Origin of the sequence: Bradyrhizobium sp. 31Argb, from assembly GCF_043638955.1 — a bacterium.
Classification (GTDB): Bacteria; Pseudomonadota; Alphaproteobacteria; order Rhizobiales; family Xanthobacteraceae; genus Bradyrhizobium.
In genome coordinates, this window is the sequence record NZ_JBEGDB010000022.1 from 1 (window position 1) to 26,489 (window position 26,489).

A 26,489-nucleotide genomic window follows, 5' to 3' on the forward strand; every position below is an offset into this window, starting at 1 on the left:
TCTTGGCCAGCGATCATCCGATCGCATCAAACAGGCCGGACATATGGATGCAGCGATCCGATCACCTCAAAAGCTCTGTGCCACGGGGGCCGTCCACATATGGGTCCCGGCTCGCGCTTCGCTTGGCCGGGACGACGGAAAGACGCGTAGGGTGGGCAAAGCGCAGCGTGCCCACCATCAAGAGCACAGTGTGCGATGGTGGGCACGGCGCTGACGCGCCTTTGCCCACCCTACAATTCCGGGAGAGATCGCTTACGAACCGCGCGCGGCTTCGAGGGCTTGCGGGGTGTCGATGTCGAGGAAGGCGCTCTGGCCGTCGACGGGGACTTCGGCCACGGCTTCGGCGTGCTTGGCGATCAGGTGGCGGGCACCGATGTCGCCATCGAGCGTCATCAATTCCTTGAAGAAGCGCCGCGACCACAGCACGGGATTGCCGCGCCTTCCTTCGCTGACCGGCACCGCGATCAAATGACCGCGGTCGGGCGCAAAGGTTTCGATCAGCCGGTCGATTAAGGACGCGTCGATCAGCGGCATGTCGCCGAGGCAGATCACGGCGCCGTCGACGCTATCGGACACTGCGGAGATGCCCGCCTTCACCGAGCTTGCGAGCCCGCCGGCAAAATCCGGATTGCGCACGAATTTCACCTTCAATCCCTGCAGCGCCTGCTCGACCAGTTCGGCCTGATGGCCGGTGACGACGATCACCTCGGAGGCCTTCGAGGCCAGCGCCTGCTCGGCCGCAATGCGCGCGAGCTTCTTGCCGCTGATCTCCGCGAGCAGCTTGTTGGGGCCCCCCATCCGCGTCGAGCGGCCGGCGGCGAGTACGATGGCTGCGACGTTGCGATTGCCTTCGGTGTCGGAGCCCGTGCGGGGCTGCGGCCGCGTCACGATCTCCATCAAGAGCCCGCCGACACCCATGCCGGTGAGCTCCGCCCGCGTGACCTTGATCCCTGCAAGCAGGCGCATCAGCACCCAGTCAAATCCGTTCTCGACCGGAGAGCGCGCGCAGCCGGGCGCACCCAGCACCGGCACCTTCCCCGCGCTGCCGATCAGAAGCAGGTTGCCCGGATCGACCGGCATGCCGAAATGCTCGACCGCGCCGCCGATCCCGGTGATCGCCGCCGGGATCACATCGCGCCGGTCGGCGATCGCGGAAGCGCCGAACACGATCACGAGCTCGGCGCCAAGCCCGAGCAATTCCTTGATCGAGGCAGCCAGCACCTTCTCTTCATGGGGCACGCGGCGCTCGGCGATGATGCTGGCGCCGGCGGGCGCGAGCCGTTCGGTGGTGACGCGCAAGGTCTTCTCGATCACCTTCAGCGACAGGCCGGGCAGCATCGTGGAGACTAGGCCGACCTTCTTGATGACGTAAGGCGCAACGCGCAGCGTCTCGCGGCCGGCCACCGCGACCGCGGCGTCGCGCAAGCGCGATTCGACACCAAAAGGAATAAGCTTGACGGTGGCGATCATCTCGCCTTCGACCACCGGCTTGAAGGCGGTCAGCGTGGCGAGCGTTATCGCCTCGTCGACGTCGTTGATGCGATCGACCGCGGCGCGGTCAACCACCAGCACGCCGGCGCGTCCCGCGAACAAATTGGCACGGCCGGTAAAGGCGCGTTCGACATTGACGCCATCGCCGGCAATGGCCTGCGCGATGCTGGCCGCGGCAACATCTTCGGAGACGTCGCCCTCATCGAGCCGCACGACGACGATTTCCTTCACTCCGGCCTTGTTCAAGGCTTCCACTTCGGCAGGGCCGATCGTGGTGCCCTTCTTCAGCACCAGCGATCCCTGCCGCAGTGTGTGAACGGTGACGCCGCCAATCGCGTCACGCGGACTGGCAGGCCCGAACTTCATGCTGCAACTTCTTTCTCTTTCGGCGGCAGCCGCAGCGTCGCGGTGATCTCCGCCATGATGGCGACTGCTATCTCCGAAGGAGATACCGCACCGATGTCGAGCCCGATCGGCGCATGGATGCGCGCGATGTCGCTCTCCTTCGCCCCTTGCGCGCGCAGCCGTTCGCCGCGCTTGGCATGGGTCTTCCGCGAGCCGAGAGCCCCGATATAGAAGCAGTCGCGCTCAAAGGCGTGCAGCAGCGCGGGATCGTCGATCTTGGGATCGTGCGTCACTGCGACAAAAGCCGTGTAGTGATCGACGTTGAGCGGCGGCAGCGCGACGTCAGGCCATTCCGCGACCAGGGGAACGTCGGGAAAGCGCTCGGGACTCGCAAATGCCGTGCGCGGATCGACGACGGTGACGTCATAATCCAGCGACCGCGCCAGCGGCGCCAAGGCCTGGCTGATATGGACGGCCCCGATGATCACGAGCTTTGCGGTCGGCGCGTAGACGTTGAGGAACAGCTTGTTGCCGCCGACCTCGACGTTGGTGCTCTTGCCCATCCGCAATGCCTTGGAAAGCTCGGCGTTGAGAGGATCGGCAGCAAAGTCCTTTGCCTTGACCAGGCGCTGCTCGCCATTGGCGGTGTCGGTGATGACGATCACCGGGCGCCGCGCGGCGCGCTCGGCATTCAGCTCTCTCAGCGTTTCGAGCTTCACGGCTAGCCTACCTTCTCGACGAAGACGCGAATGGTGCCGCCGCAGGACAGGCCGACATTCCAGGCAGTCTCGTCAGCCACGCCGAATTCGAGCATCCTCGGCTGGCCGCTCGAGATCACGTCGAGCGCCTCGGTCACCACCGCGCCCTCAACGCAGCCGCCGGAGACCGAGCCCAGGAATGTGCCCTCGTCGTTGATGACGAGGCTCGAGCCGGCTGGACGCGGCGCCGAGCCCCAGGTCTCCACCACGGTGGCCAGCGCCACCCCGTGGCCGGCCTTCTGCCAGTCCTCAGCCGCCTTCAGGATGTCTTCGTCGCGATTGAGCATTTGAAAACCCTCTTCAAGCTACGGAGCGGATCAGGCTGCGATGATGAGGCGGTGGCGGGGCCGAAAGCGCCTCGATCAGCCCCTTGATGGAACTCAAGTTATGCACCGGGCGGAATTCGTCAACGTGGGGCAGCATCATTTTGATGCCCTGCGCCTTGGGCTCGAAGGCGCTGTAGCGCAGTAGCGGGTTGAGCCAGATCAGGCGGCGGCAGGAACGATGCAGCCGGTCCATCTCGAAGGCAAGCTTGGCGTCCGCCTCGCGCTCCAGCCCGTCGGAGATCAGCAGCACGATCGCGCCCTGCCCCAGCACCCGCCGGGCCCACAGCTTGTTGAACGTATGCAGCGAGGTCGCGATCCTGGTGCCGCCGGCCCAGTCCTCAACGCTCGAGGAGCAGCTTGCCAGCGCCTCGTCCGGATCGCGCTGGCGCAGCGCCCGCGTCACGTTGGTCAGTCGGGTGCCGAACAGGAACACCGAGACGCGCTTGCGCGCGTCGGTGATGGCATGCAGGAAATGCAGGAACAGGCGGGTATATTCGCTCATCGAGCCGGAGATATCGAGCAGCGCCACGATCGGCGCCGGCTTGTCGATGCGGCCGAGCTTGCGGATGTCGACGATCTCCCCGCCGGTGCGCAAGGAATTGCGGATGGTGCGGCGCATGTCGGGCCGGAGGCCGCGGGCGTCCGGCCGGTAGCGGCGCGTCTCCAGCTCGGCCTGCGGCAACCTCATCTTGGCGATGGCGCGGGTGACCTCGGCGATCTCGGCCGCGCTCATCTGCGCAAAGTCCTTCTTCTGCAATATCTCGCGGTCGGAGACCGAGAGCTTGAGTTCCTGCGCCTGCTCCTGCGGCCGCTCCTCCCGGCTCGCGGGCTGCGACAGCGCCTCCTGCACACGCCGCGAGGCCGGCGGCGGCTTCTTCTTGGCGTGGTCCGGCAGCGGCACCGAGTCCAGCATGCTCTTCCATTCCTCCGCGGCGCGGAAGAACAGGTCGAAGGCCTGGGCAAAGATCAGCGCGTGCTCATGGCGCTTGACGAAGATCGCCTCCAGCGTGGCGTAGAAATCGGCGCGGCTGCCGACTTCGATGAGCTGCAGCGCATTGAGCGCATCGATCACCGAGCCCGGTCCGACCGGCAGCCCGGCCGCCCGCAACGCACGGGCAAAGCCGACGACATTGTCGGCCATGTGCCCGGTCGGCGGCGCAAGGTGGTTGATGGGCATCTATTCTCAACTCGTCATTCCGGGGCACGCGAAGCGTGAACCCGGAATCTGGAGATTGCGGCGCGAGGTTCCGGGTTCGCGCTACGCGCGCCCCGGAACGACGGAAGCACGCGCGAGAGATCACGTCTCGCTCGTCGCTTCCTTCAAAACCTTCTGCAGCGTGTCGCCCTGCATGCGCGCGATGTCGTCCTGGTACTTCAGGAGCGCACCGAGGGTGTCGCCGACCACTTGCGGCGTCAGCGAGCGGGCATCGAGCTCAGAGAGCGCGGTGGCCCAGTCGATGGTCTCGGCGACGCCGGGCGACTTGTAGAAATCCTGGTCGCGCAGCGCCTGCACGAAGCGCACCACCTGCTGCGACAGCTTGGCCGAAATGTTCGGCACCCGCGACTTGACGATCGCCAGCTCGCGCTCGGCTGTGGGATAGTCGACCCAGTGATAGAGACAGCGCCGCTTCAGCGCGTCATGGATCTCGCGGGTGCGGTTGGAGGTGATGATCACGATCGGCGGCGCCGGCGCCTTCACGGTGCCGAGCTCGGGGATCGTCACCTGGAAGTCCGACAGGATCTCCAGAAGATAGGCCTCGAACGCCTCGTCCGCGCGGTCGAGCTCATCGATCAGGAGCACCGGCGGGCCGGCGACGTCAGGCTCCAGCGCCTGCAGCAGCGGCCGCTTGATCAGGAAACGCTCGGCAAAGATGTCGCTCGCAAGCTGGTCGCGGTCGGTGTCGCCGGAGGCTTCGGCGAGGCGGATCGCGATCATCTGCGCCGCGCTGCTCCACTCGTAGACCGCGGAGGCGACGTCGAGACCCTCATAGCATTGCAGGCGGATCAGCTTCCGCCCGAGCGCTGAAGACAGCACCTTGGCGATCTCGGTCTTACCGACGCCGGCCTCGCCCTCCAGGAACAACGGCCGGCCCATGCGCAGCGCCAGATAGGTCACGGTCGCGAGCGACCGCTCGGCGAGATAGCCGCGCGAGGTCAGGAGCTCGAGCAGCACATCGACGGATTTCGGGAGCGCCGATGCGGTCATGGGAAAGCCGGTGTTGGAGTCAAAGCAGCCTGCACTATCACGCTTTAGCGTTAGCAGCTTCGACCGCCCGGCGCGCCAGCACCCCGATCAAATGCGCGCGATATTCGGCGCTGCCATGCAGGTCGCTGTTCAGCCCTTCCGGCGGCACGTTGATTCCCTCCAGCACCTTGGGGGAGAAGCGCTTCTGCAGGGCCTCCTCGAAAGCGGTGACGCGGAACACGCCGTCCGAGCCGGCACCGGTGACGGCAACTCGGACGTCCGACGGCCGCCGTGCCACGAACACGCCGACCAGCGCATAGCGCGAGGCCTGGTTGCGGAACTTGACGTAAGCCGCCTTCTTCGGAACCGGAAACTGCACCTTGGTGATGATCTCGTCGGCCTCGAGCGCGGTCGAGAACAGGCCCTGGAAGAACTCTTCCGCCTTGAGCCGCCGCTTGTTGGTGACGATGGTCGCGCCCAGCGCCAACACGGCGGCCGGATAGTCGGCGGTCGGGTCGTTGTTCGCCAGCGAGCCGCCGATGGTGCCGCGATGGCGCACGGCGGGATCGCCGATCCCACCTGCGAGGTCGGCGAGCGCCGGGATCGCCTCGCCGACGACGGCGGAGCTGGCGACCTCGGCATGCTTGGCGGTAGCGCCGATCGCGAGCGCGCGGCCCTTCATCTCGATGGTGTCGAGGCCCTCGACATGGGAGAGGTCGACGAGATGCGGCGGGCTCGCGAGCCGCTGCTTCATCACGGGCACCAGCGTGTGGCCGCCGGCGATCAGCTTGGCGTCCTCGTTCTTCACCAGCAGATTGGCGGCCTGTCGCACGGTCGCCGGACGATGATATTTGAATTCATACATTGGAATGTCCCGGAATTTTCAAACCGCGATCGCGATATAATGCGCTGAGGTTCACGCGAGATCGGACTTCGCCATCGCCTTGGCGCCGGCGGCGATCGAGGCGACGATGTTCTGATAGCCGGTGCAGCGGCACAGATTGCCTTCGAGCTCTTCGCGGATCACCTCGTCGGAGAGGTCGTTACCCTTGCGGTGCACCATGTCGACCGCGGTCATGATCATGCCGGGCGTGCAGAAGCCGCACTGCAGGCCATGATTCTCGCGGAACGCTTCCTGCATCGGATGGAGCGGCCCGCCATCCGGCGCCAGTCCCTCGATGGTCTTGACGTCATGGCCGTCGGCCATCACCGCAAGCGTGGTGCAGGATTTCACGGCCTTGCCGTCGAGATGCACGACGCAGGCGCCGCATTGCGAGGTGTCGCAACCGACATGGGTCCCGGTCAACCGCAGGTTTTCACGAAGGAATTGGACGAGAAGGGTACGGGGGTCGACGTTAGCGGTGACGGGATTGCCGTTCACGATCAGGGAAATCTTGGCCATCAGCACTCTCTTGATCTGCTCTGCCGCATATCGACAGAACAGGCGTTTATAACCGTTCCAAAGCCATAATATGGGCCATCACCGCAATGGGCAACCTCGCCGCTCGCATGGCCGGATGACCGAGCGTTGTTCTGGCGCCATTGTGCAGCGCCGTCAGTCTTTATCTTAGAGACGGCCGTGTCAGTGTCAGCCTTGCACGGCCTTGGCGAAATTCGCAAAGAATTCATCGGCCAGTTTCTTGGCCGCGCCGTTGATCAGGCGCTGGCCGAGCTGGGCGAGCTTGCCGCCGATCTGCGCCTCGACATTGTAACTCAGGAGTGTGCCGCCATCCTTCTCGGCAAGCGCGACCGTCGCGCCGCCCTTGGCGAATCCGGCAACCCCGCCCTCGCCTTCGCCCGAGATCTTGTAGCCGTTGGGCGGATCGAGATCGGACAGCATGACCTTGCCCTTGAAGCGCGCCGAGACCGGGCCGACCTTCATCTTGGCAACCGCGCGAAAGCCGTTGTCCTCGGTCTTCTCCAATTCCTCGCAGCCGGGGATGCAGACCTTCAACACCTCGGGATCGTTGAGCTTGGCCCACACGGCCTCGCGCGGCGCCGCAAGCTGGACCTCGCCGTTCATCGTCATTGCCATGAGAGCCTCCGCGATCGCATCAAACCAACACCCAAGTAAAGCACAGCCGCCACAAAGGAAAGACCGGCATCCGACCACGAGCGATGCATATTCGCAGCGCAGCAAAACGGAGGCCACCCTTGTGACGACGCCGGGCTCGATCCAGAAGGGCCATTGGCAGCGGCGGCCGACAATGATTAGGTCGCCGCGATGAGCACATCCCTTTCCCCGCTGCTGGCACCGATGCTGTCAAGCGCCGCGATGCGCGCGGTGTGCGACGACGCTGCCACCTTGCAGAATATGCTCGATTTCGAGGCAGCACTGGCGCGCGCCGAAGCAGCGGTCGGCGTGATTCCGAATGCCGCTGCCGGCCCGATCGGCGCGGCCTGCAAAGCCGAATCATTCGACCGCGCGGCGCTCGCAGAAGCCGCTGTTCGGTCAGGCAACCTGGCTATTCCGCTGGTCAAGGCGCTCACCGCCGAGGTCGCCAAAGCCCATAAGGAAGCCGCGCGCTATGTGCATTGGGGCGCGACCAGCCAGGACGTCATCGACACCGCGACGATGCTCACCTTGCGCGCCGGCATCGATGTGTTGCTGGCCGAACTCGATCGGGCCATCGCGGGCTTTGCCAAACTCGCCCGCCAGCATCGCGACACGGCGGTGGTCGCGCGCACCTGGCTGCAGCACGCGCTGCCGATGCCGTTCGGCCTCAAGCTCGCCGAATATGCCGCAAGCCTGCACCGCTCGCGCAAGCGCCTGCAGCGTCTGCGCCGCGAGGCGTTGGCCCTGCAATTCGGCGGCGCGGCCGGGACGCTGGCTGCGCTCGGCGACAAGGGCATGGCGGTCGCCGAAAAGCTGGCGCAGGAACTCGGCCTGCCGTTGCCGGAGGCGCCCTGGCACACCCACCGCGACCGCATCGCGGAAATCGCCTCCGCCTTTGCCATCATCGCCGGTAGCTGCGGCAAGATCGCCCGCGACGTGTCGCTGATGATGCAGACCGACGTCGCCGAGGCATTCGAGCCGTCGGGCGAAGGCCGCGGCGGCTCCTCCACCATGCCGCACAAGCGCAATCCCGTTGCCGCCGCAACCGCACTCGCCGCCGCCACCATGGCCCCCAATCTCGCCGCGACGATCCTCGCCGCGCAGGTCCAGGACCACGAGCGCAGCGCCGGGCCGTGGCACGCGGAATGGCCGACCTTGCCGACGCTGATGCTGGTCACCTCAGGCGCGCTCGCCGCCACCGTCGAGCTCGCCGAGGGCCTGGAAGTCGACGCCGCGCGCATGCGCGTCAACCTCGATGCGACCAAGGGGCTGATCATGGCCGAAGCGGTGTCGATGGCGCTCGCCGAAAAGCTCGGCAAGAGCGAAGCGCATCATCTGATCGAAGCCGCCAGCAAGAAGGCGGTCGCCGAACAGAAGCACCTGCGCGACGTGTTGACCGCGGATCCGCAGGTGACCGCGCAGCTTGCCGCGGACAGAATCGAAAAACTATTCGAGCCAATGTCCTATCAGGGCGCCTCGCAGGCGCTGATCGACCGCCTGCTCGCCTCGCTTAAGGATTTGTCGTAAGACACCCGCGGTCATTCCGGGGCGCGCGAAGCGCGAACCCGGAATCCATTCGACCACTTGCGCGGGCGGAGAAATGGATTCCGGGCTCGATGCTATCGCATCGCCCCGGAATGACGGAGCGTGTGGAGAGAATGAAGGAACGCAGACCATGCCGATGATCGACGCCGACGGATGCCTACTCAACGTCCAGGTGGAAGGCCGCGATGGCGGGCCGACGCTGATGCTGTCGAATTCGCTGGGCTGCACGTTGCAGATGTGGGAACCGCAGATGAAGGCGCTGACGCAGGTGTTCCGCGTCATCCGCTACGACCGGCGCGGCCACGGCAAGTCGCAGGTCCCTCCCGGCCCCTATTCGATGGAGCGTTTCGGCCGCGACGTGCTGGCGATCCTCGACGATCTCAATATCGAGAAGACGCATTGGTGCGGCCTGTCGATGGGCGGCATGGTCGGGCAATGGCTAGGGGCCAACGCGCCCGAACGCTTCGGCAAGATCATCCTCTCCAACACCGCCTGCTACTACCCGGACCCGACCAACTGGCACAACCGCATCAAGGCCGTGAAGGAAGGCGGCCTCGCCGCGGTCGCCGACACCGTGATCGCGGGCTGGCTGACGGCCGATTTCCGCGAGCGCGAGCCGCAGATCGCAGCCCGGATGAAAGCGATGCTGTTGGCCTCGCCTGCCGAGGGCTACATCGCCTGCTGCGAAGCCTTGAGCACGCTCGACCAGCGCGAGCTGCTGCCTGACATCAAGAGCCCGACGCTGGTGATCGCCGGCCGTCACGACATGGCAACGCCGATCGCCGCGGGCGAATACATCCGCAGCCGCATCCCCGGTGCGAGCATGACGATCCTCGATGCCGCGCATATCTCCAACGTCGAGCAGTCGCACGCCTTCACCGAAGCCCTGGTCGGCTTCCTGACGCAACGCTAAACGAGTGCCGTCATTGCGAGCGAAGCGAAGCAATCCATAGCGCCACTTGTGGAAATATGGATTGCTTCGTCGCTTCGCTCCTCGCAATGACGGGAGGAGACAATCATGGACGACGACAAGCGCCGCGACGAGGGCATGACCCAGCGCCGCAAAGTGCTCGGCAATGAATGGGTCGATAAATCGATCGCCAATCGCAACGCGTTCAACACCGACTTCCAGGACCTGATCACGCGCTACGCCTGGGGCGATATCTGGACGCGGCCGCATTTCGACCATCGCACGCGGCGCGTGCTTGTCATCGGCACCATGGTCGCGCTTGGGCAGTGGGACGAATTCCGCCTGCATGTTCGCGCAGCCCTCACCGAAGGCGGCTTTTCGCCCGACGACATCAAGGAGATCCTGCTGCAGCAGGCGATCTATTGCGGCGTGCCGGCCGCCAACCATGCGATGAAGGAAGCCTCCGCGATCGTCGCGGAACTAGGGTTGCTGAAGAGATAGTTCGCCGGCGGGCACGCTCGCATCAACATTGTTGCGCACTTCGGCCACCCGCGGCGCGGCGCCCTCGACCAGCAGCACGATGCCGATACCGAGCAGCATCAACAGTTCGGTCGCATGCAGCCGCAGCGCCTCGGCCTCGCCGACCACGGACGCGGCCAGCATGCTGACGAAGCTGAGCACGCTGCCGAGCACGAGCGCCATGCCGAGCGTCTCATCGCCGCCGCCGCGCTCGCGGACCGAGCGAAGCGAAAGCAGCACTAGGTACAGCGCGAAAAAGGCAACCGTGGTGATCCGCACGAGCGCCAGCAGCCAGGCGACACGCACGCTCGCCACGCCCGACAGATGCAGATGATCGCTGATAAAGAACCCGATCGACACGCTCGGCCGTTCATAGAGACCGCGGACCGGCGAGGCCATGATCTGGAAGGCGATGCTGGTCCAGGCCGGGATGAAATAGGCGGCAAGCAGCGCGCCGCTGAATGAGCTGATCCGCCAGTTCGTCGACATCTGCCGCTCCCTGCTGTTCCGCTCGCCGACGCCGCGATGGCGGTTTGGGACGAGGTAACTTCGTTGGAACTGAAGCGGCAATCTAAACCCTTTGTTAACCTTAATTGGGGCGGCCGCCGCTGTGGACAGCGTCCAAAAGAAAGTCCCGCCTTTCGGCAGGACCTTCCTTTTGCTCTCGCTTGGACGGGAAACTAGCGCCCTTGGCCGGGGTTCTGGCCTTGGCCGGGATTCTGGCCAGGATTCTGGCCCGGATTCTGGCCCTGACGGTTCGGGTCCTGCTGCTGCTGGCCGGGCTTGCTGCCGCCGCCCTGCTGCTGACCGGGCTTCTGGCCCGGATTTTGATTCTGCTGACCCGCGTTCTGGTTCTGATTGGCCATTCGCAATCTCCCTGGTTGGACCTGGTCCCTTCGAACCAGGCACGGGGCCAACGCGGGAACCAGGACGCCGTTTCGGCGGGAACCGTCACGTCACGGTGAGCGAATGCGGGATCGGGAACCGATGGCAAAACTACCTCTGTACAAGCCCTTGATGCCGCAGCTCCCGCTGTTGCCGCCCAAGGGGTTCCACTGTTAGAAAATGATACGACGCGTCGGACAAGGCTGCCGGGAGCCCTCGCCGCGTCGCTCTCTCACAAGCGGCAGCGCATGGATTATTTCGCTCAGCAACTCATCAACGGTCTCGTGCTCGGCTCGATCTACGGGCTGATCGCGATCGGCTACACCATGGTCTATGGCATCGTCGGCATGATCAATTTCGCCCATGGCGATATCTTCATGATCGGCGGTTTCATCGCGCTGATCTCATTTTTGGTGCTGGTCTCGCTCGGCCTCACCGCGATCCCGCTGGTGCTGTTCGTCGTGCTGCTGGTGTCGATGGCGATCACCGCGCTCTATGGCTGGACGGTGGAGCGCATCGCCTACCGGCCGTTGCGGCATTCGTTCCGCCTGGCGCCGATGCTGTCGGCGATCGGCATGTCCTTCGTGCTGACGAATTTCTCTCAAGTCGCGCAAGGTGCGCGCGTCAAACCGGTGCCGCCGATCATCACCGGCGGCTACACGCTGCATGAGGGCGCAAGCGGCTTCGTGGTGCAGCTCTCGAATATCCAGATCATCGTCGTGCTCGCCACCGTGGTGCTGCTCGCGCTGTTCACCTGGCTGGTGTCGCGCACGCGGCTCGGGCGCGACATGCGCGCTTGCGAGCAGGACCAGACCATGGCGGCGCTGCTCGGCGTCGACGTCGACCGCACCATCTCCATGACTTTCGTGATCGGTGCCGCGCTCGCCGCTGTCGCCGGCATGATGTACCTGCTCTATTACGGCCTGGTCGATTTCTTCATGGGCTTCGTCGCCGGCATCAAGGCCTTCACCGCCGCGGTCCTCGGCGGCATCGGCTCGCTGCCCGGCGCGATGCTGGGGGGATTGGCGATCGGGCTGATCGAGACGTTCTGGTCGGCCTATTTCTCGGTCGAATACAAGGACGTTGCCGCCTTTTCGATCCTGATCGTGGTCCTGATCTTCCTTCCGACCGGCCTGCTCGGCCGGCCTGAAGTCGAAAAAGTCTGACGGGCGGCCGCGTGACCGCGTCAACGCTCGAGAAGAAACCGGCGTCGCGCGCGAGCGGCGTCGCCTTCATCCTCAAGAAGGCCACGATCAGCGCCCTCGTCGCGCTGGTGCTGTTCTCGCTGATGATCGGCGTCCGCACCGAGGCCGGCCCGCAGGGCGGGCTGATCTACTGGACGCGGTTCGGCGATCTCGCCGCCATCGTCGCCGCCGTGTTCGGCGGCAGCATCGTCATCGAGCTGCTGCGGCAATGGTGGGGGCCGACCGACAAGGTCCGTGTCGTTCCACCAGCGGTGCAACATGCGCTGTCGCTCGCCGGACGTCTGATCGCACCGGCGCTGCTGATCTTCACCTTCCTGGTGCCGGTGATCTTCTATGATCAGCGCTACATCCTCGATCTCGCGATCCTCGTGCTCACCTATGTGATGCTCGGCTGGGGATTGAACGTGGTCGTCGGCCTCGCCGGCCTGCTCGATCTCGGCTATGTCGCCTTCTACGCCGTCGGCGCCTATTCCTACGCGCTGCTCGCCACCAATTTCGGACTGTCGTTCTGGGTCTGCCTGCCGCTCGCCGGCATCCTCGCGGCGTTCTGGGGCGTGCTGCTCGGCTTTCCCGTGCTCAGATTGCGCGGCGACTATCTCGCGATCGTGACGCTGGCCTTCGGCGAAATCATCCGCCTCGTCATCATCAATTGGCAAAGCCTGACGGGAGGACCGAACGGCGTCTCCGGCATCCCGCGGCCGACCTTGTTCGGCATTCCGCTCACGCCAGGTGAAGACGGGCTGGCGGCGCGGCTCGGCATCGAGTTCTCGCCGACGCACCGCATCGTCTTCCTGTTCTACGTGATCCTGGCGATGGCGCTGCTGACCAACTGGGTGACAATCCGACTGCGCCGCCTGCCGATCGGCCGCGCCTGGGAGGCTCTGCGCGAGGACGAAGTCGCCTGCCGCGCGCTCGGCATCAACACCACCACGACCAAGCTCACGGCCTTTGCCACCGGCGCGATGTTCGGCGGCTTTGCCGGCGCGTTCTTTGCGACGCGCCAGGGCTTCATCAGCCCGGAATCCTTCACCTTCCAGGAATCCGCGCTGGTGCTCGCCATCGTCGTGCTCGGCGGCATGGGCTCGCAGCTCGGCGTGGCGCTGGCTGCGCTGGCGATGATCGGCGGCTTCGAACTGTTCCGCGGCCTCGACCAGTACCGCATGCTCGTGTTCGGGATGGCGATGGTGCTGCTGATGATCTGGCGGCCGCGCGGATTGATCGGCCATCGCGCCCCGACCGTCTATCTCGAGCGCAACGAGGCGATCTCCTCCGATCTCGTCAAGGAGGGGCACGGATGAGCGGCGAGACCATCCTCTCCGTCGATGGCCTGTCGATGCGGTTCGGCGGCATCGTCGCCGTGAACAATCTCTCCTTCGATGCCGGACGGCGCAAGATCACCGCGCTGATCGGTCCGAACGGCGCCGGCAAGACCACCGTCTTCAACTGCATCACCGGTTTCTACAGGCCGAGCGGCGGCTCGATCGCGCTGACCCATAACGACGGCAAGACGATCCAGCTCGAACGCCTGAACGATTTCCGTATCTCCAAGCAGGCGCGTGTGGCGCGCACCTTCCAGAACATCCGCCTGTTCCCCGGCATGACTGCGCTGGAGAATCTGATGGTGGCGCAGCACAACGCACTGATGCGCGCCTCCGGCCTGACCTTCCTCGGCCTCATCGGCGCGCCATCCTGGCGCAGCGCGGAAGCACGCGCGATCGAGCTGGCGCGCACCTGGCTTGTGCGCATCGGCCTGCTCGACCGCGCCGACGATGCCGCCGGCAACCTTCCCTACGGCGACCAGCGCCGGCTTGAGATCGCGCGCGCGATGTGCACCGAGCCTGCGCTGCTCTGCCTCGACGAGCCGGCTGCCGGCCTGAATGCGCGCGAGAGCGCCGCGTTGAGCGAATTGCTGCTCTCGATCCGCTCGGAACTAGGCACCTCGATCCTCTTGATCGAGCACGACATGTCCGTGGTGATGGAGATTTCCGACCACGTCGTGGTGATGGATTACGGCGTCAAGATCGCCGAGGGAACCCCAGCGGCCGTGCGCGACGATCCCAAGGTGATCGCCGCCTATCTCGGCGCCGACGAGGAAGAAGCCATCGCCGTCATGGAGAGCGGCACGTGATCGCGCCCGACGAGAAGCCTCCCACCTCCCCCTGCAAGGGGGAGGTCGACCGCGAAGCGGGCGGGTGGGGGTCTCGCTTTTCCCGCACGAAAGATATGACCGCAAGAGCGCGGTCCCTCCGCGCCAACATGACCGACGCGGAATTACGGCTGTGGCGTGCCCTGCGTCGCGACCAGCTCAACGGCCTCTCGTTCCGAAAGCAGCATCCCATCGGCCCATACACGGTCGACTTCTATTGCTCGCGTCTCCGCCTCGCCGTTGAGGTGGACGGCGGACAGCATGCTGAAGAACGCAAAAAGGCCGACGATCGGCGAACGCGGTGGCTTGCCGAGAAAGGCGTCACCGTTGTGCGCTACTGGAACAATGACGTGTTGTCGAATTTGGAGGGCGTGCTCAGCGATCTTCTCGCGCACACCGAGAGGCTGGCGCAAGCGGAGACAACCCCCACCCCAACCCTCCCCCTTTCAGGGGGAGGGAGAAGCGAGCGCTCGCCCTCTCACCTCCCCTTGAAAAGGGGAGGTCGGTTTGCGCGACAGCGCAAACCGGGTGGGGATCAACTCTCTCCACACGCGCCTGTGCCCGGGGCTGACCCCCACCCCACCCTCCCCCTTTCAGGAGGAGGGAGAACTGACAGCGCGCCCGACGACGAACGGAGCGGGTCATGACCTCTCCCCTGCTCGCGATCCGGGGCCTGCGTGCGGCGTATGGAAAGATCGAGGCGCTGAAGGGCGTCGATCTTGAGATCAATGCCGGCGAGATCGTTGCGCTGATCGGGGCCAATGGCGCCGGCAAGTCGACGCTGATGATGACGATCTTCGGCAAGCCGCGCGCCCGCGCCGGCGCGATCGAATTCGATGGCGACGACATCACCGGCGTGCCGACGCACGAGATCGCGCGGCTTAGGATCGCACAGTCGCCCGAGGGACGCCGGATCTTTCCGCGCATGAGCGTCGCGGAAAACCTGCAGATGGGCGCTGACGTGACCGAGTGCAGCGAAGCGGAACGCGCGGCCGTGCTGGAACGCGTGTTCACGCTGTTCCCTCGGCTCAAGGAACGCGTCAACCAGCGTGGCGGCACGCTCTCCGGCGGCGAGCAGCAGATGCTGGCGATCGGCCGCGCGCTGATGAGCCGTCCGCGCCTGTTGATGCTGGATGAGCCTTCGCTCGGCCTCGCGCCGCTGATCGCACGCCAGATCTTCGACGCGATCCGCACCCTGAACCGCCAGGATGGCCTGACCGTCCTGATCGTCGAGCAGAATGCCAACCACGCGCTGAAACTCGCCCATCGCGGCTACGTCATGGTCAACGGCCTGATCACGCTGTCCGGAACCGGCAGCGAGCTGTTGCAGCGGCCGGAGATCCGCGCTGCCTATCTGGAAGGCGGACGGCGGGGCTAAGCCTTTTGGACCCCATCCTGCGGCAAGATGCTGCGAAGGGACCGTGCATTTGCCTGAAAAATGCCGATGACTTCACGGCAAATTCAGTCGACAATGCCTTCGGTTTCGCATCCGGCGGCGCGCCGGATGCCTCCCTTAAGCGATGACCACGGGGACTCCACATGAAATCACTCAAGCTGATCGGCCTGGCATTCGGCGCATCGCTCGCACTGTCGGCGAGCGCATTCGCGCAGGACATCACCATCGCAGTGGCTGGCCCGATGACCGGCTCCGAATCCGCGTTCGGCCGGCAGATGAAAAACGGCGCCGAACAGGCGGTCGCCGATCTCAACGCCGCAGGCGGCGTGCTCGGCAAGAAGCTCAAGCTCGAGGTCGGCGACGATGCCTGCGATCCCAAGCAGGCGCGCTCGGTCGCGGAAAAACTCTCCAGCGCGCGCATTCCCTTCGTCGCCGGTCATTTCTGCTCGTCGTCGTCGATCCCGGCCTCCGAGGCCTATGCCGACGGCAACACGTTGCAGATCACGCCGGCCTCGACCAACCCGCTGTTCACCGAACGCAAGCTCTGGAACGTCGCGCGCGTCTGCGGCCGTGACGACCAGCAGGGTCTGGTCGCCGCCGAGTACATCATCAAGAATTTCAAGGGCAAGAACGTCGCGATCCTGAACGACAAGACGACCTACGGCAAGGGCCTCGCGGACGAGACCAAGAAGGCGCTGAACAAGGCCGGCTTCCAGGAGAAGATGTTCGAGTCCTACAACAAGGGCGACAAGGATTTTAACTCCATCGTCTCGCGGTTGAAGCGCGACAATATCGATCTCGTCTATGTCGGCGGCTACCACCAGGAGGCCGGCCTGATCCTGCGCCAGATGCGCGACCAGGGCCTGCAAACGGTGCTGATGGCGGGCGATGCCATGAACGACAAGGAGTTCGCCTCGATCACCGGCCCCGCCGCCGAAGGCACGCTGTTCACCTTCGGCCCCGATCCCCGCAACAAGCCGACCGCGAAAGCCATCGTCGAGAAGTTCAAGGCCAAGAACATCGATCCCGAAGGTTACACGCTCTACACCTATGCCGCGATGCAGGTGTGGTCGCAGGCCGTCGCCAAGGTCGGCTCGACCGATCCGAAGAAAGTGATGGACGCGATCAAGGCCGGCGAGTGGGACACCGTGCTCGGCAAGATGGCCTTCGACGCCAAGGGCGACATCAAGGCGATCGACTACGTCGTCTACAAGTGGGACGCCAAGGGCAACTACACCGAAGTCAACCCGAAGGGGTCGTAGGGCTCACGGACTGCTCGCCGCAACTACCGCCGTCATTCCGGGGCGCGCGTAGCGCGAGCCCGGAATCCATCGGGCAGCATGCGCAAGTGGCAAAATGGATTTCGGGCTCGTCCTTCGGACGCCCCGGAATGACAATGTGCATGATGCCCGAGCCATGCAAAAATTGCCCGTCGTGCAAATCACCAAAAGTCTGTCCAGCCCTCGCGGAAAAAACATTCCGCTTTCGCCGTCGGGCAAATCAGTGATTTAACTCCGCGCGTCTCACGGCGGATGAGGGGCGGCTCGCGATCGTCACGAACGTTGCGGTGAGATGCGGTGGACGCGATGCGTGCGACTGACGAGCGCATGTGACGCGGACGGCGAAGTCGTGTGGTCCTGTCGCCCCGACGCTGGCGCTAAGTTTTTCGTGCGAACTTTCTTCGCGCGAGAAGTGACGGTGGCAAAAGAGCCCGGTCACCGGGGAGAGCGCGAAGGAAGCCGTAAAACCATCGCGCAGGGAAAGCCGGAATGCTTCGGTTGAACCTGTGGTCCTACCCCCGTGCTTTTTGTTGCACGGGACCCACGGGTGCAACCAGCACCCGGCTTTCCCTGCGCCCTCTGATATCGAGGAGGGTGAAGATGACGCAAAACTCGGGCACATCGCGCCGCGAGAACGCGGACTCACATCCTCTCGCTGTTTGAAAATTGAATCACAACTCGCGGCAACGCCGTAGGGTGGGCAAAGCGACTTGTCCGCCGTAGCTCAACGAGCGAAGGCGGAAGCGTGCCAACCATCGCGAGCACAGCACTGGATGGTGGGCACGGCGCAAGTGCGCCTTTGCCCACCCTACGACTGCTCTCTCCGTCGTCCCCGCGAAGCAGGCACGACACCGGTGCGAGACGTAACAGCGGCGAGGAAATGACGATAGAGCGAGGTCGCCCGATCAAACCGCCGCGCGCACCGCAACGGCAGCAACCGCCTGCCGCGCGTTCTCGATGGCGCGCATCAGGTCGTTCGGACGGAACGGCTTCTGCAAGCAGACCACGTTCGACAGGTCCGGCGCTTCAGCGACGAAATCCAGCGCCGTCATGCCGGAGATCGCGACGATGGGAAAATCCGGCTGGCGGTCACGCATCATCGACATGAGGTCGAGACCGCTCTTGCCCTGCAGGAAGATGTCGATGATCGCAAGATCGAATTTGGCCGTTTCGAACGCCTTGATTCCCTCCGCGGCGGATGCCGCCTCGACAATCTCGAAACGATTGACGCGCAGCACAATCGCGATCATCGCGCGCACGTCGGATTGGTCGTCGACAACGAGAACTCGGGCCATGAAAACCCCCCGGGACCGGCTGCGGGAAGCCTAATCGTGGAAAACGCTATGCAGTAGGTGATCAGGCGAATTATCTATCCTGTCAGTAAAGAGGTGGTTACCTCCATAGGATACGGGCGCCCGGTTCAATTCCCTGCCGGTAGCAGATAACCTTGGATCGATTTCGAGCGATTGGTTTTGTCGCACCAAAGCGACGCATAGCGGGTTTATCGGACTTTGATTTCTGCCCTCCCCAGGCCAGCGGAGACAGCCTCCCTTCCCACCGGTACGGATGGAGCGGCCGGATGTTCCACTTTGTGTGGACAGCCCGCGCGCGGGTTTGACGTGATCCCCTGTCTTGCGTTCGATACCGCCTTCCAGGAGACCATCAGTGCTCAAGGGTAACGACCGCAGCTTCTTCCTTTCGACCATGCCGGCCTCGCGCGGCGACCGCAACGTGGCGCTGGCGGTGGTCGTCGTCTCGGCCGTGCTGTTCGCTATTGCGATACCATTCGCCGGGATGCCGCTGACGCCGGTGCCGGCCTTCGTGGCGAGCTACCAGTCCGCGCTGGCGATCAACGATCTCATCACGGCGGTGTTGCTGTTTTCGCAGTTCGCCATCCTGCGCTGGCGGGCGATGCTGCTGCTCGCGAGCGGGTATCTCTTCACCGCCGCGGCCGCGGTCACCCACGCGCTGACCTTTCCGGGCCTGTTTGCGCCGGCGGGCCTGTTCGGCGCCGGTTCGCAGACCACGGTCTGGCTCTATATGGTCTGGCACGGCTTCTTCCCGCTGATGGTGCTCGGCTATGCGCTTTTGAAAGGCGACGACGGCGCCCGGATCCGCGGCTCGACGATGTCGGCGATCATGGGCAGCGTTGCGGCGGTCGTCATCGCGATGGCGGTGTTCGCCTGGATCGTCACCGCACAGCACGACCGCCTCCCCGTCCTCTTGAGCGGCGGACACTACACGCCGGTCATGATCGGCGTGGTCTCGACGGTGCTGTTCCTCTGTGCCGCCGCGATTGGCGCGCTGTGGTTCCGGAAACCGCATTCCGTCATCGACATCTGGCTCATGGTCGTGCTGTGCGCCTGGCTGTTCGACATCGCGCTGTCGGCCATGCTCAACGTGGCGAGATTCGATCTCGGTTTCTATGCCGGGCGCATCTACGGATTGTGCGCCGCCAGTTTCGTGCTCGCAGTGTTGTTGATCGATAATGTCGCGCTGCAGGCGCAGATGTCGCGGCTTTTGGGTGTGGTCCGCCGCCAGGCCGCCACCGAACGCGACCACCATGCCGAACGCGAGCGGCTGTTCAGCGCGGTCGTGCAATCCTCCAACGACGCCATCATCACCAAATCGCTCGACGGCACCATCACCGCCTGGAATCCGGCTGCGGAGCGCCTGTTCGGCTATCCGGCAGCCACGGCGGTCGGCCAGCATATCGACATCATCGTGCCGCCCGACCGTCGCGGCGAAATCGACGACATCCTCACGCGGATCGGGAGCGGCGAAAAGCTGGCGCACTATGAGACGCAGCGGCTGCACAAGAGCGGCAAGCCGATCGACGTCTCGCTCAGTGTCTCACCACTGCTGTCGGCGACGGGCGAGATCGTCGGCGCGTCCAAGATCGCGCACGACATCACCGAAAGCAGGCGGACGCAGAAGGCGCTCAACCAGGAGATCGAAGAGCGGCAGCGCATCTTCGAGACCTCGCAGGATTTCCTGTCGGTGACCGCCAAGCAGGGCAATTTCGTCCAGGTCAGTCCGAGCGCCAAGACCATTGTGGGCTACGATCCTGCCGAGATGGTCGGACGTTCCGCGGTCGAGTTTGTTCATCCGGACGATCTCGAAAATACCCGCAACGAGATGCGCGCCGGCCGGCGCGGCCAGAGCAAGCGCAGTTTCGAGACGCGCCTGATCCGCAAGGACGGCGAAGTGGTGTCGCTCAACTGGTCCGCAACCTATTCGGAGCCGGTCAAGCGCTATTTCTTCATCGGCCGTGATCTCACCGAGAAGCAGGCCGCCGAAGCGCAGATCCGGCAGGTGCAGAAGATGGACGCGGTCGGCCAGCTTACCGGCGGCGTCGCCCATGACTTCAACAACATCCTGACCGTCATCACCGGCACCATCGGCATCCTGGAAGAAGCGGTCTCCGACCGGCCCGACCTCGTCGCCATCGCCCGGCTGATCGACGAAGCCGCCGAGCGCGGCGCCAACCTGACCAAGCACCTGCTCGCCTTCGCCCGCAAGCAGCCGCTACAGCCGGTCGATGTCGATATCAATGCGCTGATCCTGGAGGCGGCGAAGCTGCTGCGTCCGACGCTCGGCGAGCATATCGAGGTCACGCCGATGCTGGCCGAGGACGCCTGGACGGCAATGGTCGATCCGAACCAGCTCACCGCGGCAATCCTCAATCTCGCGCTGAATGCGCGCGATGCCATGCCCCGCGGCGGCAAGCTGGCGCTCGAAAGCCGCAACGTCTATCTCGACGAGGGCTATGCCAGCATGCACAGCGAGGTCACGGTCGGCCATTACGTCATGGTCGCCGTCAGCGACAGCGGCACCGGCATTCCCACCCATCTGCTGGAAAAAGTGTTCGATCCCTTCTTCACCACCAAGGAAGTCGGCAAGGGCACCGGGCTCGGCCTTTCAATGGTGTTCGGCTTCGTCAAGCAGTCGGGCGGGCACATCAAGATCTACAGCGAGGAACGCCACGGCACCTCGGTCAAGATGTATCTGCCGCGCGCGACCGGCCTCGCCCAGACCGTCGTGGAAGCGCAGCAGTCCGCCAATGTCCAGGGCGGAAATGAAGTCATCCTGGTGGTCGAGGACGACGCGCTGGTGCGCAAATATGTCGTGACCCAGATCACAAGCCTCGGCTACGCGACGCTCGAGGCGGCCAATGCCGCCGAGGCGCTCAACATCATCGATACCGGCGCGCCGATCGACCTCCTCTTCACCGACGTCATCATGCCCGGCGCCATGAACGGACGTCAGCTCGTCGACGAGGCGCTGAAGCGGCGGCCTGGGCTCAAGACGCTGTACACGTCGGGCTACACAGAGAACGCGATCGTCCATCACGGACGGCTCGATTCCGGCGTGCTGCTGCTGGCGAAACCCTACCGCAAGTCGGAGCTCGCCAAGATGATCCGGCTCGCGCTTGGCAGTTGATGCGTCATGCTTGGCCGCTATATCAGTCAATAGGATGAGAAGAGGACGTGCGCTTTGAAAAATCTCCTCACCGATATCGCAGGCGTCCGCGTCGGCCACGCCGACGACGCCTCGATCGCCTCCGGCGTCACCGCGATCATCTTTGACAAGCCTGCCGTGGCGTCGATCGACGTGCGCGGCGGCGGCCCCGGCACGCGCGACGACGCACTGCTGCAGCCGCACAATACCGTCGATGCGGTGGACGCGATCGCGCTGTCCGGCGGCTCCGCCCTCGGCCTCGATGCTGCCGGCGGCGTGCAGGCCTGGCTTGCCGAGCAAGGCCGGGGTTTGCGGATTCGCGAGGCCGTGATCCCGATCGTGCCCGGTGCGATCTGCTTCGATCTCTTGAACGGCGGCAACAAGGCTTGGGGACGGTTCCCGCCCTATCGCGATCTCGCCTATGCCGCGGCGGCTGCGGCCGGCAGCGATTTCCGGCTCGGCAGCGTCGGCGCCGGCATGGGCGCGACCACGGCCAACCTGAAGGGCGGACTGGGATCGGCGTCGGCGCGAACCGATGACGGCGTGACAGTTGCCGCACTGGCCGTCGTCAATGCGGTCGGCGCCGTCACGGTCGGCGACGGCCCGTCGTTCTGGGCCGCCCCTTTCGAGGTCGACGGGGAATTCGGCGGGCGTGGTCTGCCGGCTGCATTCACGCCTGATATGTTGAAGGCGCGGCTGAAGGGCGGGCCGGCGGCGACATCCGGCGAGAACACCACGCTGGTCGTCGTCGTGACCGACGCCACGCTGACAAAATCACAGGCCAAGCGGCTGGCGATGATCGCGCAGACCGGCATGGCGCGGGCGATCTATCCGGTGCATGCGCCGCTCGACGGCGACGTGGTGTTTGCCGCGGCGACCGGCGAGAAGCCGATCGATCCTTTGTTCGGCCTCACCGAACTCGGCATGCACGCCGCCAACACCGTGGCCCGCGCGATCGCGCGTGGCGTCTATGCGGCGACTGCACTGCCCTTCCCCGATGCGTTGCCGAGCTGGCAGGACCGGTTCGGCTAGACCTGTGATGCAAACCGGGAGCTTACGCGCTGACCGAGAGCGAGGCCCAGGCCTGCGCCGAGATAGGGCTGGCCTGCCGCTGCTCCAGTTGGTCGACGGCCTGCCGCTGCACCAACTGGTCGATGGAATTGTAGGACGAGGTGGCAGCCCGCGCGGCCGACGAGCTCGCAGCCGAGGTCGCCGTCACCTTCGATCCGTCGGCATAGGTAGTCGTTGTCGTGACCGATCCATCGCTGTTGGTAACCGAAGCGCTGGTGCCGTCGAGCGCCTGCATCAGCGCATCGGCACTGCCGCCACCCCCGCCACCGTGATGACGAACGTGGGAGCCACGACCGGAGCCGCCTTTCAAAGCCGAGGACATCTCGTCGAGCGTGACGTTGCCGTCGCCGTCCTTGTCCAGCTTGGAGAACACGTCATCGGCCTTCGCCAGATTGATCCCGCCGGCGCCGAGCGCATCCTCGAATTCGGATTTCGTGATCTTGCCGTTGCCGTCGCCATCGATCTGCCCGAACAAATCCTTCAGCGCATCCGAGCGACTCTTGGTCGAGGCAGCCGTGCCGGTCGATGCCTGGCTCTGCGCATCGAGCAGCGCGCTCATCGTCTCCGGGGCGATCGGCGCAGAGCTGCTGCCGGCCGATCCGGAACTCGGGGCCGCGCCGGTCGGCGCCGTCGTCGCGCCGGAAATATCGAAGATGTTGCCGGCGTCCTGGGTCAGGCCGGTGGGCTTTGCCTGCGACGTCTTCGACGACGTCAGCGACTTCAGGAGATCGATAGCCGACGACGCAGCGCCAAGGGCGAACAGCATGAGAGGGAACTCCGACAATACAGCGTGAGCGGCGGCCCAACACCTGCACGGCTAGCGAGCAAGCGCCGTGCCATGGCGAAAAGCCCTTTAAAATCGGCATTTCGTGCACACAAACGGGTTCGCGGCAGCCGGCAATTGCTGCCGCCGCGGCAGTTTTTTCCTGCCCGCGACTTCCCTCCTGTGCATTGCCCGCTACCGGCATGCATGTTAGGCGGAACCATCCCGCTTGCTACAAAGATGCCTTCGGAGAGCGTCCATGTCCCAGCCCTTCACGCCACGTCCGCTGGTGATCGCGCCGTCGATCCTGGCCTCGGATTTCTCGAAACTCGGCGAGGAAGTCCGCGCCGTCGACCAGGCCGGCGCCGACTGGATTCATCTCGACGTCATGGACGGGCATTTCGTGCCGAACATTTCCTATGGCCCCGACGTCATCAAGGCGATGCGCCCGCACACCAAGAAGATCTTCGATGCGCATTTGATGATCTCGCCCTGCGATCCCTATCTCGAGGCGTTCGCGAAGGCCGGCTGCGACCACATCACGGTGCATGCGGAGGCCGGCCCGCATCTGCATCGTTCGCTGCAGGCAATCCGCGGGCTCGGCAAGAAGGCGGGCGTCTCGATCAATCCGGCGACGCCCGTGAGCGCGATCGAGCATGTGCTCGACCTGATCGACCTTGTGCTGGTGATGTCGGTCAATCCGGGATTTGGCGGCCAGGCGTTCATCCGTTCGTCGCTCGGCAAGGTCAGCGACGTCAGGGCGATGACCGCCGGCCGGCCGATCGACATCGAGGTCGACGGCGGCGTCGCGCCCGATGTATCAGGGGAACTGGCAGCCGCCGGCGCCAATGCGTTTGTCGCAGGCTCGGCCGTGTTCAAGGGCGGCACGATGGAGGCGTACAAGGCCAACATCTCCGCGATCCGCAACGCGGCGGCGCTAGCGCGCGGCGAAGCGATCTAGCTTTCCCGTGGCGGGCGCACCACGGTGACCGTGCACGGCGCCTCCGACGCCACTTTCGCCGAGACGCTGCCGAGCAGCGTCCGCAGCATGGAGTCCTGTCGCGCGCCGATCACGATGTGATCGACCTGATTGGCCTCCGCGAATTCCAGGATCGCCGCCGCGGGATCGATCGCCTCCAGCACATGCACCGACAGCCGGTTCTCGTCGAGCTTCAGCGACGACGCCCAGTGCCGCAGCGCGACCAGGCGGTCGACATGCTTGTTGTTGCCCTTCTCATCCAGTGTCCGGTCGATGGTGACGAGGCCGAGCTTGAGCACGTTGACGCATGCGAGCCGGGCCTGCGGCAGGGTCGCGAGAATCCGCTGCGCGGTGACACGCAAGGCCTCGTTCAGCGGGCCCGATGTCTCCATGGTATCGATCGCAACCACCAGGATCGGGCTCGACGCCAGTTGCACGGCGACGTCGGACTTCGGCTGCGGCTGCCACGCCCCGCGGTTGAAGCGACGGCGCATCACCGTCGCGAACGGATCGCGGTCGCGCCGCTCCGCGCGCGCCGTCAGCTTGACCTGGTCGGGGTTGCCGAGATCGAAGGCGACCTGCGAGGCGGTCGGATAGCGCCAGGCGGGCTCGATCTCCAGGCATCGCAGGACGATCTCCTGCAGCCAGGGCGGATAGTCGCCCCTGAGCTTGCGCGGCGGATAGGGATCGCGCCACAGCCGCCGACGCATGCCGCGCAGCGTTTCGCTCTCGCCGAACGGCCGCACCCCGGTGGTGAAGAAATACAGGAGCACGCCGAGCGAAAACAGATCGCTGCGCGGATCGTCGCGCACCCCGAGCAGGCGCTCCGGCGCCATATACGGCGCGGTGCCGTAAGGCAGGCGAAATTCTTCCTGCAGCAGATCGGGCAGATGTTCGTGATGCGACAGGCCGAAATCGATCAGCACCGTCTCTCCGCTCTCGCGGAACATGATGCTGCTCGGCTTGATGTCGTGATGGATGACGTTCTGCCGATGCAGCGCCGACAGCGCAGCGGCGATCTTGATCCCGAGCCCCCTCGCCTCCTCGTAAGCGATCGGCAGATCGTCCAGCCGCTTGTACAGCGTCTGGCCCGGGATGCGTTCGATCACGACATAGGCCTGGCGCGCGAAATCGCCGGTGCCGAAGCAGGCCGGCACATGCGGCCCGGACAATCGCGGCAGGATCATCTGCTCCATCTCGAAGCTGACGATGGCGGCGGGATCCTCACCTTCCGAGACCCGCGGGACCTTCATCAGCAGCGGCACGTCGATGCCCGGATGGGTGACGCTCCACAGCGTCGCCATGCCGCCGCGATGCACGCACTCGCCAATGGTGAAGCCATCGATGACGGTGCCCGGCTGCATGAAAATTGTCGCCATCTGCTATCGGCCGACAAACAGGCGATCGGCCAGCCAGCCCGGCAGGCCATTGTCGCGGATCCGGGCTGCCGCCGCCTCGATATCATAGGGGGCACGACAATAAGTGATCTCTCGCCTCTCGGTGTCGAACATGGAGAAGGCGGCTGCGGGAATGCCGTCGCGGGGCTGGCCGACGGAGCCGAGCACCGCAAGCCAGCGCCGGCCCACCAAAAGCTGCACGGCTACACCCGTCGTCGGCACAAAGCTCGTCATCTTCGCCGTCGCCGACATCGAATAGAGCGCGGGACGATGGATATGGCCGCAAAAGGTGATTGGAGCATCTGCAGCCATCATGCTGCGCGCAGCGTCCGACGCGTCGCGCACGTAGCGCCATCTGGTCGGGTTCGACGCCTCGGAATGGACGTAGAGGCGGTCGTCCTCCTGCTGCTCCAGGGGCAGTTCGGCGAGGAAGCGCCGCTGCGCCGCGCTGAGCTTGCCGCGGGTCCACTCGATCACCGCCTGGGCTTCGGCGTTCATCGCGTCTTTGTCGATGCCGATGGCGCTGTCATGGTTGCCGCGAACGGCGATCGCGCCGTCCTCGACCAGCCCCATAACGGTGTCCACGGTCCATTCGGGGTCGGCGCCATAGCCGACGAAATCGCCGAGAAGGATGAACTTCTCCGCGCCTTGCGCACGCGCAGCCTCAAGGCAGGCACCAAACGCCTGCCGATTGCCGTGGATATCCGCAAACAGCGCGAGCCGCACATCATCCTCCCCAGCCAATCCTGGCGGGCCCAACCACATCTGTCT

26 protein-coding genes are annotated in these 26,489 nt (G+C 64.9%); 12 read left to right on the top strand and 14 right to left on the bottom strand.

Annotation, left to right across the window (positions count from 1 at the left end):
• Nucleotides 1–252: 252 nt before the first annotated feature.
• From AAFX91_RS06600 to AAFX91_RS06635, 8 genes are all read right to left on the bottom strand, one after another.
• Nucleotides 253–1,857 (bottom strand): NTP transferase domain-containing protein, encoded by a 1,605-nt coding sequence (locus AAFX91_RS06600; protein WP_394565917.1) that lies wholly within the window; start codon nt 1,855–1,857, stop codon nt 253–255.
• Nucleotides 1,854–2,555, bottom strand: coding sequence for an XdhC family protein (locus AAFX91_RS06605; protein ID WP_130580260.1), 702 nt, complete (start codon nt 2,553–2,555; stop codon nt 1,854–1,856). Before AAFX91_RS06605 ends, AAFX91_RS06600 begins: the two co-directional genes overlap by 4 nt.
• A gap of 2 nt (nt 2,556–2,557) precedes the next feature.
• Nucleotides 2,558–2,881 carry an XdhC family protein gene (locus tag AAFX91_RS06610; protein WP_027582816.1) on the bottom strand — a complete coding sequence of 108 codons (324 nt, stop codon included), beginning with the start codon at nt 2,879–2,881 and terminating at the stop codon, nt 2,558–2,560.
• Between the two features lie 13 nt (nt 2,882–2,894).
• Nucleotides 2,895–4,097 (bottom strand): VWA domain-containing protein, encoded by a 1,203-nt coding sequence (locus AAFX91_RS06615; protein ID WP_394565918.1) that lies wholly within the window; start codon nt 4,095–4,097, stop codon nt 2,895–2,897.
• 120 nt (nt 4,098–4,217) lie between these two features.
• On the bottom strand, nt 4,218–5,126 hold the full coding sequence (locus AAFX91_RS06620) for a MoxR family ATPase (protein WP_130580258.1): 909 nt from the start codon (nt 5,124–5,126) through the stop codon (nt 4,218–4,220).
• A 37-nt stretch (nt 5,127–5,163) separates the two neighbouring features.
• A complete protein-coding gene (locus AAFX91_RS06625) occupies nt 5,164–5,970 on the bottom strand; it encodes a xanthine dehydrogenase family protein subunit M (RefSeq protein ID WP_130580257.1) in 807 nt (268 codons plus the stop codon).
• Between the two features lie 51 nt (nt 5,971–6,021).
• Nucleotides 6,022–6,507, bottom strand: coding sequence for a (2Fe-2S)-binding protein (locus tag AAFX91_RS06630; protein WP_130580256.1), 486 nt, complete (start codon nt 6,505–6,507; stop codon nt 6,022–6,024).
• A gap of 186 nt (nt 6,508–6,693) precedes the next feature.
• Nucleotides 6,694–7,140: a carbon monoxide dehydrogenase subunit G gene (locus tag AAFX91_RS06635; protein WP_130580255.1), complete on the bottom strand. Its 447-nt coding sequence runs from the start codon at nt 7,138–7,140 to the stop codon at nt 6,694–6,696.
• Between the two features lie 189 nt (nt 7,141–7,329).
• Here AAFX91_RS06635 and AAFX91_RS06640 point away from each other — a divergent pair, with 189 nt between their 5' ends.
• The 3 genes from AAFX91_RS06640 (at nt 7,330) to AAFX91_RS06650 (ending at nt 10,117) form a co-directional block, all read left to right on the top strand.
• Complete coding sequence (locus AAFX91_RS06640; protein ID WP_394565919.1) at nt 7,330–8,688, top strand: 3-carboxy-cis,cis-muconate cycloisomerase; 1,359 nt, start codon at nt 7,330–7,332, stop codon at nt 8,686–8,688.
• Nucleotides 8,689–8,836: 148 nt separating this feature from the next.
• The gene (pcaD, locus tag AAFX91_RS06645; RefSeq protein ID WP_394565920.1) at nt 8,837–9,619 is read left to right on the top strand and encodes a 3-oxoadipate enol-lactonase; all 783 of its coding nucleotides are present in this window, start codon (nt 8,837–8,839) and stop codon (nt 9,617–9,619) included.
• Nucleotides 9,620–9,724: 105 nt separating this feature from the next.
• Complete coding sequence (locus AAFX91_RS06650; protein WP_394565921.1) at nt 9,725–10,117, top strand: carboxymuconolactone decarboxylase family protein; 393 nt, start codon at nt 9,725–9,727, stop codon at nt 10,115–10,117.
• Here the strand turns inward: AAFX91_RS06650 and AAFX91_RS06655 are convergent.
• A complete protein-coding gene (locus AAFX91_RS06655) occupies nt 10,097–10,624 on the bottom strand; it encodes a hypothetical protein (protein ID WP_282527255.1) in 528 nt (175 codons plus the stop codon). The genes AAFX91_RS06650 and AAFX91_RS06655 overlap by 21 nt on opposite strands.
• 191 nt (nt 10,625–10,815) lie before the next feature.
• A complete protein-coding gene (locus AAFX91_RS06660) occupies nt 10,816–11,001 on the bottom strand; it encodes a hypothetical protein (RefSeq protein WP_130580250.1) in 186 nt (61 codons plus the stop codon).
• Nucleotides 11,002–11,268: 267 nt separating this feature from the next.
• On the opposite strand from AAFX91_RS06660, the gene AAFX91_RS06665 reads away from it, so the two are divergent.
• The 6 genes from AAFX91_RS06665 to AAFX91_RS06690 all read left to right on the top strand — a co-directional run bounded on the left by AAFX91_RS06665 (nt 11,269) and on the right by AAFX91_RS06690 (nt 17,029).
• A complete protein-coding gene (locus AAFX91_RS06665; RefSeq protein WP_394565922.1) occupies nt 11,269–12,186 on the top strand; it encodes a branched-chain amino acid ABC transporter permease LivH in 918 nt (305 codons plus the stop codon).
• An 11-nt stretch (nt 12,187–12,197) separates the two neighbouring features.
• A complete protein-coding gene (gene livM / locus AAFX91_RS06670) occupies nt 12,198–13,523 on the top strand; it encodes a high-affinity branched-chain amino acid ABC transporter permease LivM (protein ID WP_394565923.1) in 1,326 nt (441 codons plus the stop codon).
• Complete coding sequence (locus AAFX91_RS06675; protein ID WP_394565924.1) at nt 13,520–14,353, top strand: ABC transporter ATP-binding protein; 834 nt, start codon at nt 13,520–13,522, stop codon at nt 14,351–14,353. Before livM ends, AAFX91_RS06675 begins: the two co-directional genes overlap by 4 nt.
• Before the next feature lie 128 nt (nt 14,354–14,481).
• Complete coding sequence (locus tag AAFX91_RS06680) at nt 14,482–15,018, top strand: endonuclease domain-containing protein (protein WP_394565944.1); 537 nt, start codon at nt 14,482–14,484, stop codon at nt 15,016–15,018.
• The gene (locus tag AAFX91_RS06685) at nt 15,015–15,749 is read left to right on the top strand and encodes an ABC transporter ATP-binding protein (protein WP_282527260.1); all 735 of its coding nucleotides are present in this window, start codon (nt 15,015–15,017) and stop codon (nt 15,747–15,749) included. The genes AAFX91_RS06680 and AAFX91_RS06685 overlap by 4 nt, the downstream gene beginning before the upstream one ends.
• Before the next feature lie 161 nt (nt 15,750–15,910).
• Nucleotides 15,911–17,029 carry a branched-chain amino acid ABC transporter substrate-binding protein gene (locus tag AAFX91_RS06690; RefSeq protein ID WP_282527261.1) on the top strand — a complete coding sequence of 373 codons (1,119 nt, stop codon included), beginning with the start codon at nt 15,911–15,913 and terminating at the stop codon, nt 17,027–17,029.
• Between the two features lie 923 nt (nt 17,030–17,952).
• On the opposite strand, the gene AAFX91_RS06695 is transcribed toward AAFX91_RS06690, so the two are convergent.
• Nucleotides 17,953–18,342: a response regulator gene (locus AAFX91_RS06695; protein ID WP_394565925.1), complete on the bottom strand. Its 390-nt coding sequence runs from the start codon at nt 18,340–18,342 to the stop codon at nt 17,953–17,955.
• A gap of 409 nt (nt 18,343–18,751) precedes the next feature.
• Between AAFX91_RS06695 and AAFX91_RS06700 the strand changes: the two genes are divergently transcribed.
• Together AAFX91_RS06700 and AAFX91_RS06705 are read left to right on the top strand one after the other, a co-directional pair.
• On the top strand, nt 18,752–21,490 hold the full coding sequence (locus AAFX91_RS06700; protein WP_394565945.1) for a PAS domain S-box protein: 2,739 nt from the start codon (nt 18,752–18,754) through the stop codon (nt 21,488–21,490).
• A gap of 54 nt (nt 21,491–21,544) precedes the next feature.
• Nucleotides 21,545–22,540 (top strand): P1 family peptidase, encoded by a 996-nt coding sequence (locus tag AAFX91_RS06705; protein ID WP_394565926.1) that lies wholly within the window; start codon nt 21,545–21,547, stop codon nt 22,538–22,540.
• A gap of 22 nt (nt 22,541–22,562) precedes the next feature.
• Here the strand turns inward: AAFX91_RS06705 and AAFX91_RS06710 are convergent, their stop codons facing one another.
• Nucleotides 22,563–23,345 carry an EF-hand domain-containing protein gene (locus AAFX91_RS06710; protein WP_130580213.1) on the bottom strand — a complete coding sequence of 261 codons (783 nt, stop codon included), beginning with the start codon at nt 23,343–23,345 and terminating at the stop codon, nt 22,563–22,565.
• Between the two features lie 256 nt (nt 23,346–23,601).
• Between AAFX91_RS06710 and rpe the strand changes: the two genes are divergently transcribed.
• Nucleotides 23,602–24,303 (top strand): ribulose-phosphate 3-epimerase, encoded by a 702-nt coding sequence (gene rpe, locus AAFX91_RS06715; protein ID WP_130580214.1) that lies wholly within the window; start codon nt 23,602–23,604, stop codon nt 24,301–24,303.
• Here rpe and AAFX91_RS06720 read toward each other — a convergent pair.
• Both AAFX91_RS06720 and AAFX91_RS06725 read right to left on the bottom strand, forming a co-directional pair.
• Complete coding sequence (locus AAFX91_RS06720) at nt 24,300–25,700, bottom strand: bifunctional serine/threonine-protein kinase/universal stress protein (protein ID WP_130580215.1); 1,401 nt, start codon at nt 25,698–25,700, stop codon at nt 24,300–24,302. The two genes, rpe and AAFX91_RS06720, sit on opposite strands and share 4 nt — an antisense overlap.
• A 3-nt stretch (nt 25,701–25,703) precedes the next feature.
• Nucleotides 25,704–26,444 (bottom strand): metallophosphoesterase, encoded by a 741-nt coding sequence (locus AAFX91_RS06725; protein WP_130580216.1) that lies wholly within the window; start codon nt 26,442–26,444, stop codon nt 25,704–25,706.
• Nucleotides 26,445–26,489: the final 45 nt, after the last annotated feature.

Excerpts from the sequence above, each read along its gene's own strand:
- AAFX91_RS06655 (WP_282527255.1), bottom strand. The coding sequence starts at position 10,624 with ATGTCGACGAACTGGCGGATCAGCTCATTCAGCGGCGCGCTGCTTGCC.
- AAFX91_RS06615 (WP_394565918.1), bottom strand. The coding sequence starts at position 4,097 with ATGCCCATCAACCACCTTGCGCCGCCGACCGGGCACATGGCCGACAAT.
- AAFX91_RS06610 (WP_027582816.1), bottom strand. The coding sequence starts at position 2,881 with ATGCTCAATCGCGACGAAGACATCCTGAAGGCGGCTGAGGACTGGCAG.
- AAFX91_RS06620 (WP_130580258.1), bottom strand. The coding sequence starts at position 5,126 with ATGACCGCATCGGCGCTCCCGAAATCCGTCGATGTGCTGCTCGAGCTC.
- AAFX91_RS06600 (WP_394565917.1), bottom strand. The coding sequence starts at position 1,857 with ATGAAGTTCGGGCCTGCCAGTCCGCGTGACGCGATTGGCGGCGTCACC.
- AAFX91_RS06695 (WP_394565925.1), bottom strand. The coding sequence starts at position 18,342 with ATGGCCCGAGTTCTCGTTGTCGACGACCAATCCGACGTGCGCGCGATG.
- AAFX91_RS06640 (WP_394565919.1), top strand. The coding sequence starts at position 7,330 with ATGAGCACATCCCTTTCCCCGCTGCTGGCACCGATGCTGTCAAGCGCC.
- rpe (WP_130580214.1), top strand. The coding sequence starts at position 23,602 with ATGTCCCAGCCCTTCACGCCACGTCCGCTGGTGATCGCGCCGTCGATC.
- AAFX91_RS06680 (WP_394565944.1), top strand. The coding sequence starts at position 14,482 with ATGACCGACGCGGAATTACGGCTGTGGCGTGCCCTGCGTCGCGACCAG.
- AAFX91_RS06625 (WP_130580257.1), bottom strand. The coding sequence starts at position 5,970 with ATGTATGAATTCAAATATCATCGTCCGGCGACCGTGCGACAGGCCGCC.
- pcaD (WP_394565920.1), top strand. The coding sequence starts at position 8,837 with ATGCCGATGATCGACGCCGACGGATGCCTACTCAACGTCCAGGTGGAA.
- AAFX91_RS06720 (WP_130580215.1), bottom strand. The coding sequence starts at position 25,700 with ATGGCGACAATTTTCATGCAGCCGGGCACCGTCATCGATGGCTTCACC.
- AAFX91_RS06630 (WP_130580256.1), bottom strand. The coding sequence starts at position 6,507 with ATGGCCAAGATTTCCCTGATCGTGAACGGCAATCCCGTCACCGCTAAC.
- AAFX91_RS06685 (WP_282527260.1), top strand. The coding sequence starts at position 15,015 with ATGACCTCTCCCCTGCTCGCGATCCGGGGCCTGCGTGCGGCGTATGGA.
- AAFX91_RS06710 (WP_130580213.1), bottom strand. The coding sequence starts at position 23,345 with ATGCTGTTCGCCCTTGGCGCTGCGTCGTCGGCTATCGATCTCCTGAAG.
- AAFX91_RS06700 (WP_394565945.1), top strand. The coding sequence starts at position 18,752 with ATGCCGGCCTCGCGCGGCGACCGCAACGTGGCGCTGGCGGTGGTCGTC.
- AAFX91_RS06665 (WP_394565922.1), top strand. The coding sequence starts at position 11,269 with ATGGATTATTTCGCTCAGCAACTCATCAACGGTCTCGTGCTCGGCTCG.
- AAFX91_RS06650 (WP_394565921.1), top strand. The coding sequence starts at position 9,725 with ATGGACGACGACAAGCGCCGCGACGAGGGCATGACCCAGCGCCGCAAA.
- AAFX91_RS06675 (WP_394565924.1), top strand. The coding sequence starts at position 13,520 with ATGAGCGGCGAGACCATCCTCTCCGTCGATGGCCTGTCGATGCGGTTC.
- AAFX91_RS06635 (WP_130580255.1), bottom strand. The coding sequence starts at position 7,140 with ATGGCAATGACGATGAACGGCGAGGTCCAGCTTGCGGCGCCGCGCGAG.
- AAFX91_RS06690 (WP_282527261.1), top strand. The coding sequence starts at position 15,911 with ATGAAATCACTCAAGCTGATCGGCCTGGCATTCGGCGCATCGCTCGCA.
- AAFX91_RS06660 (WP_130580250.1), bottom strand. The coding sequence starts at position 11,001 with ATGGCCAATCAGAACCAGAACGCGGGTCAGCAGAATCAAAATCCGGGC.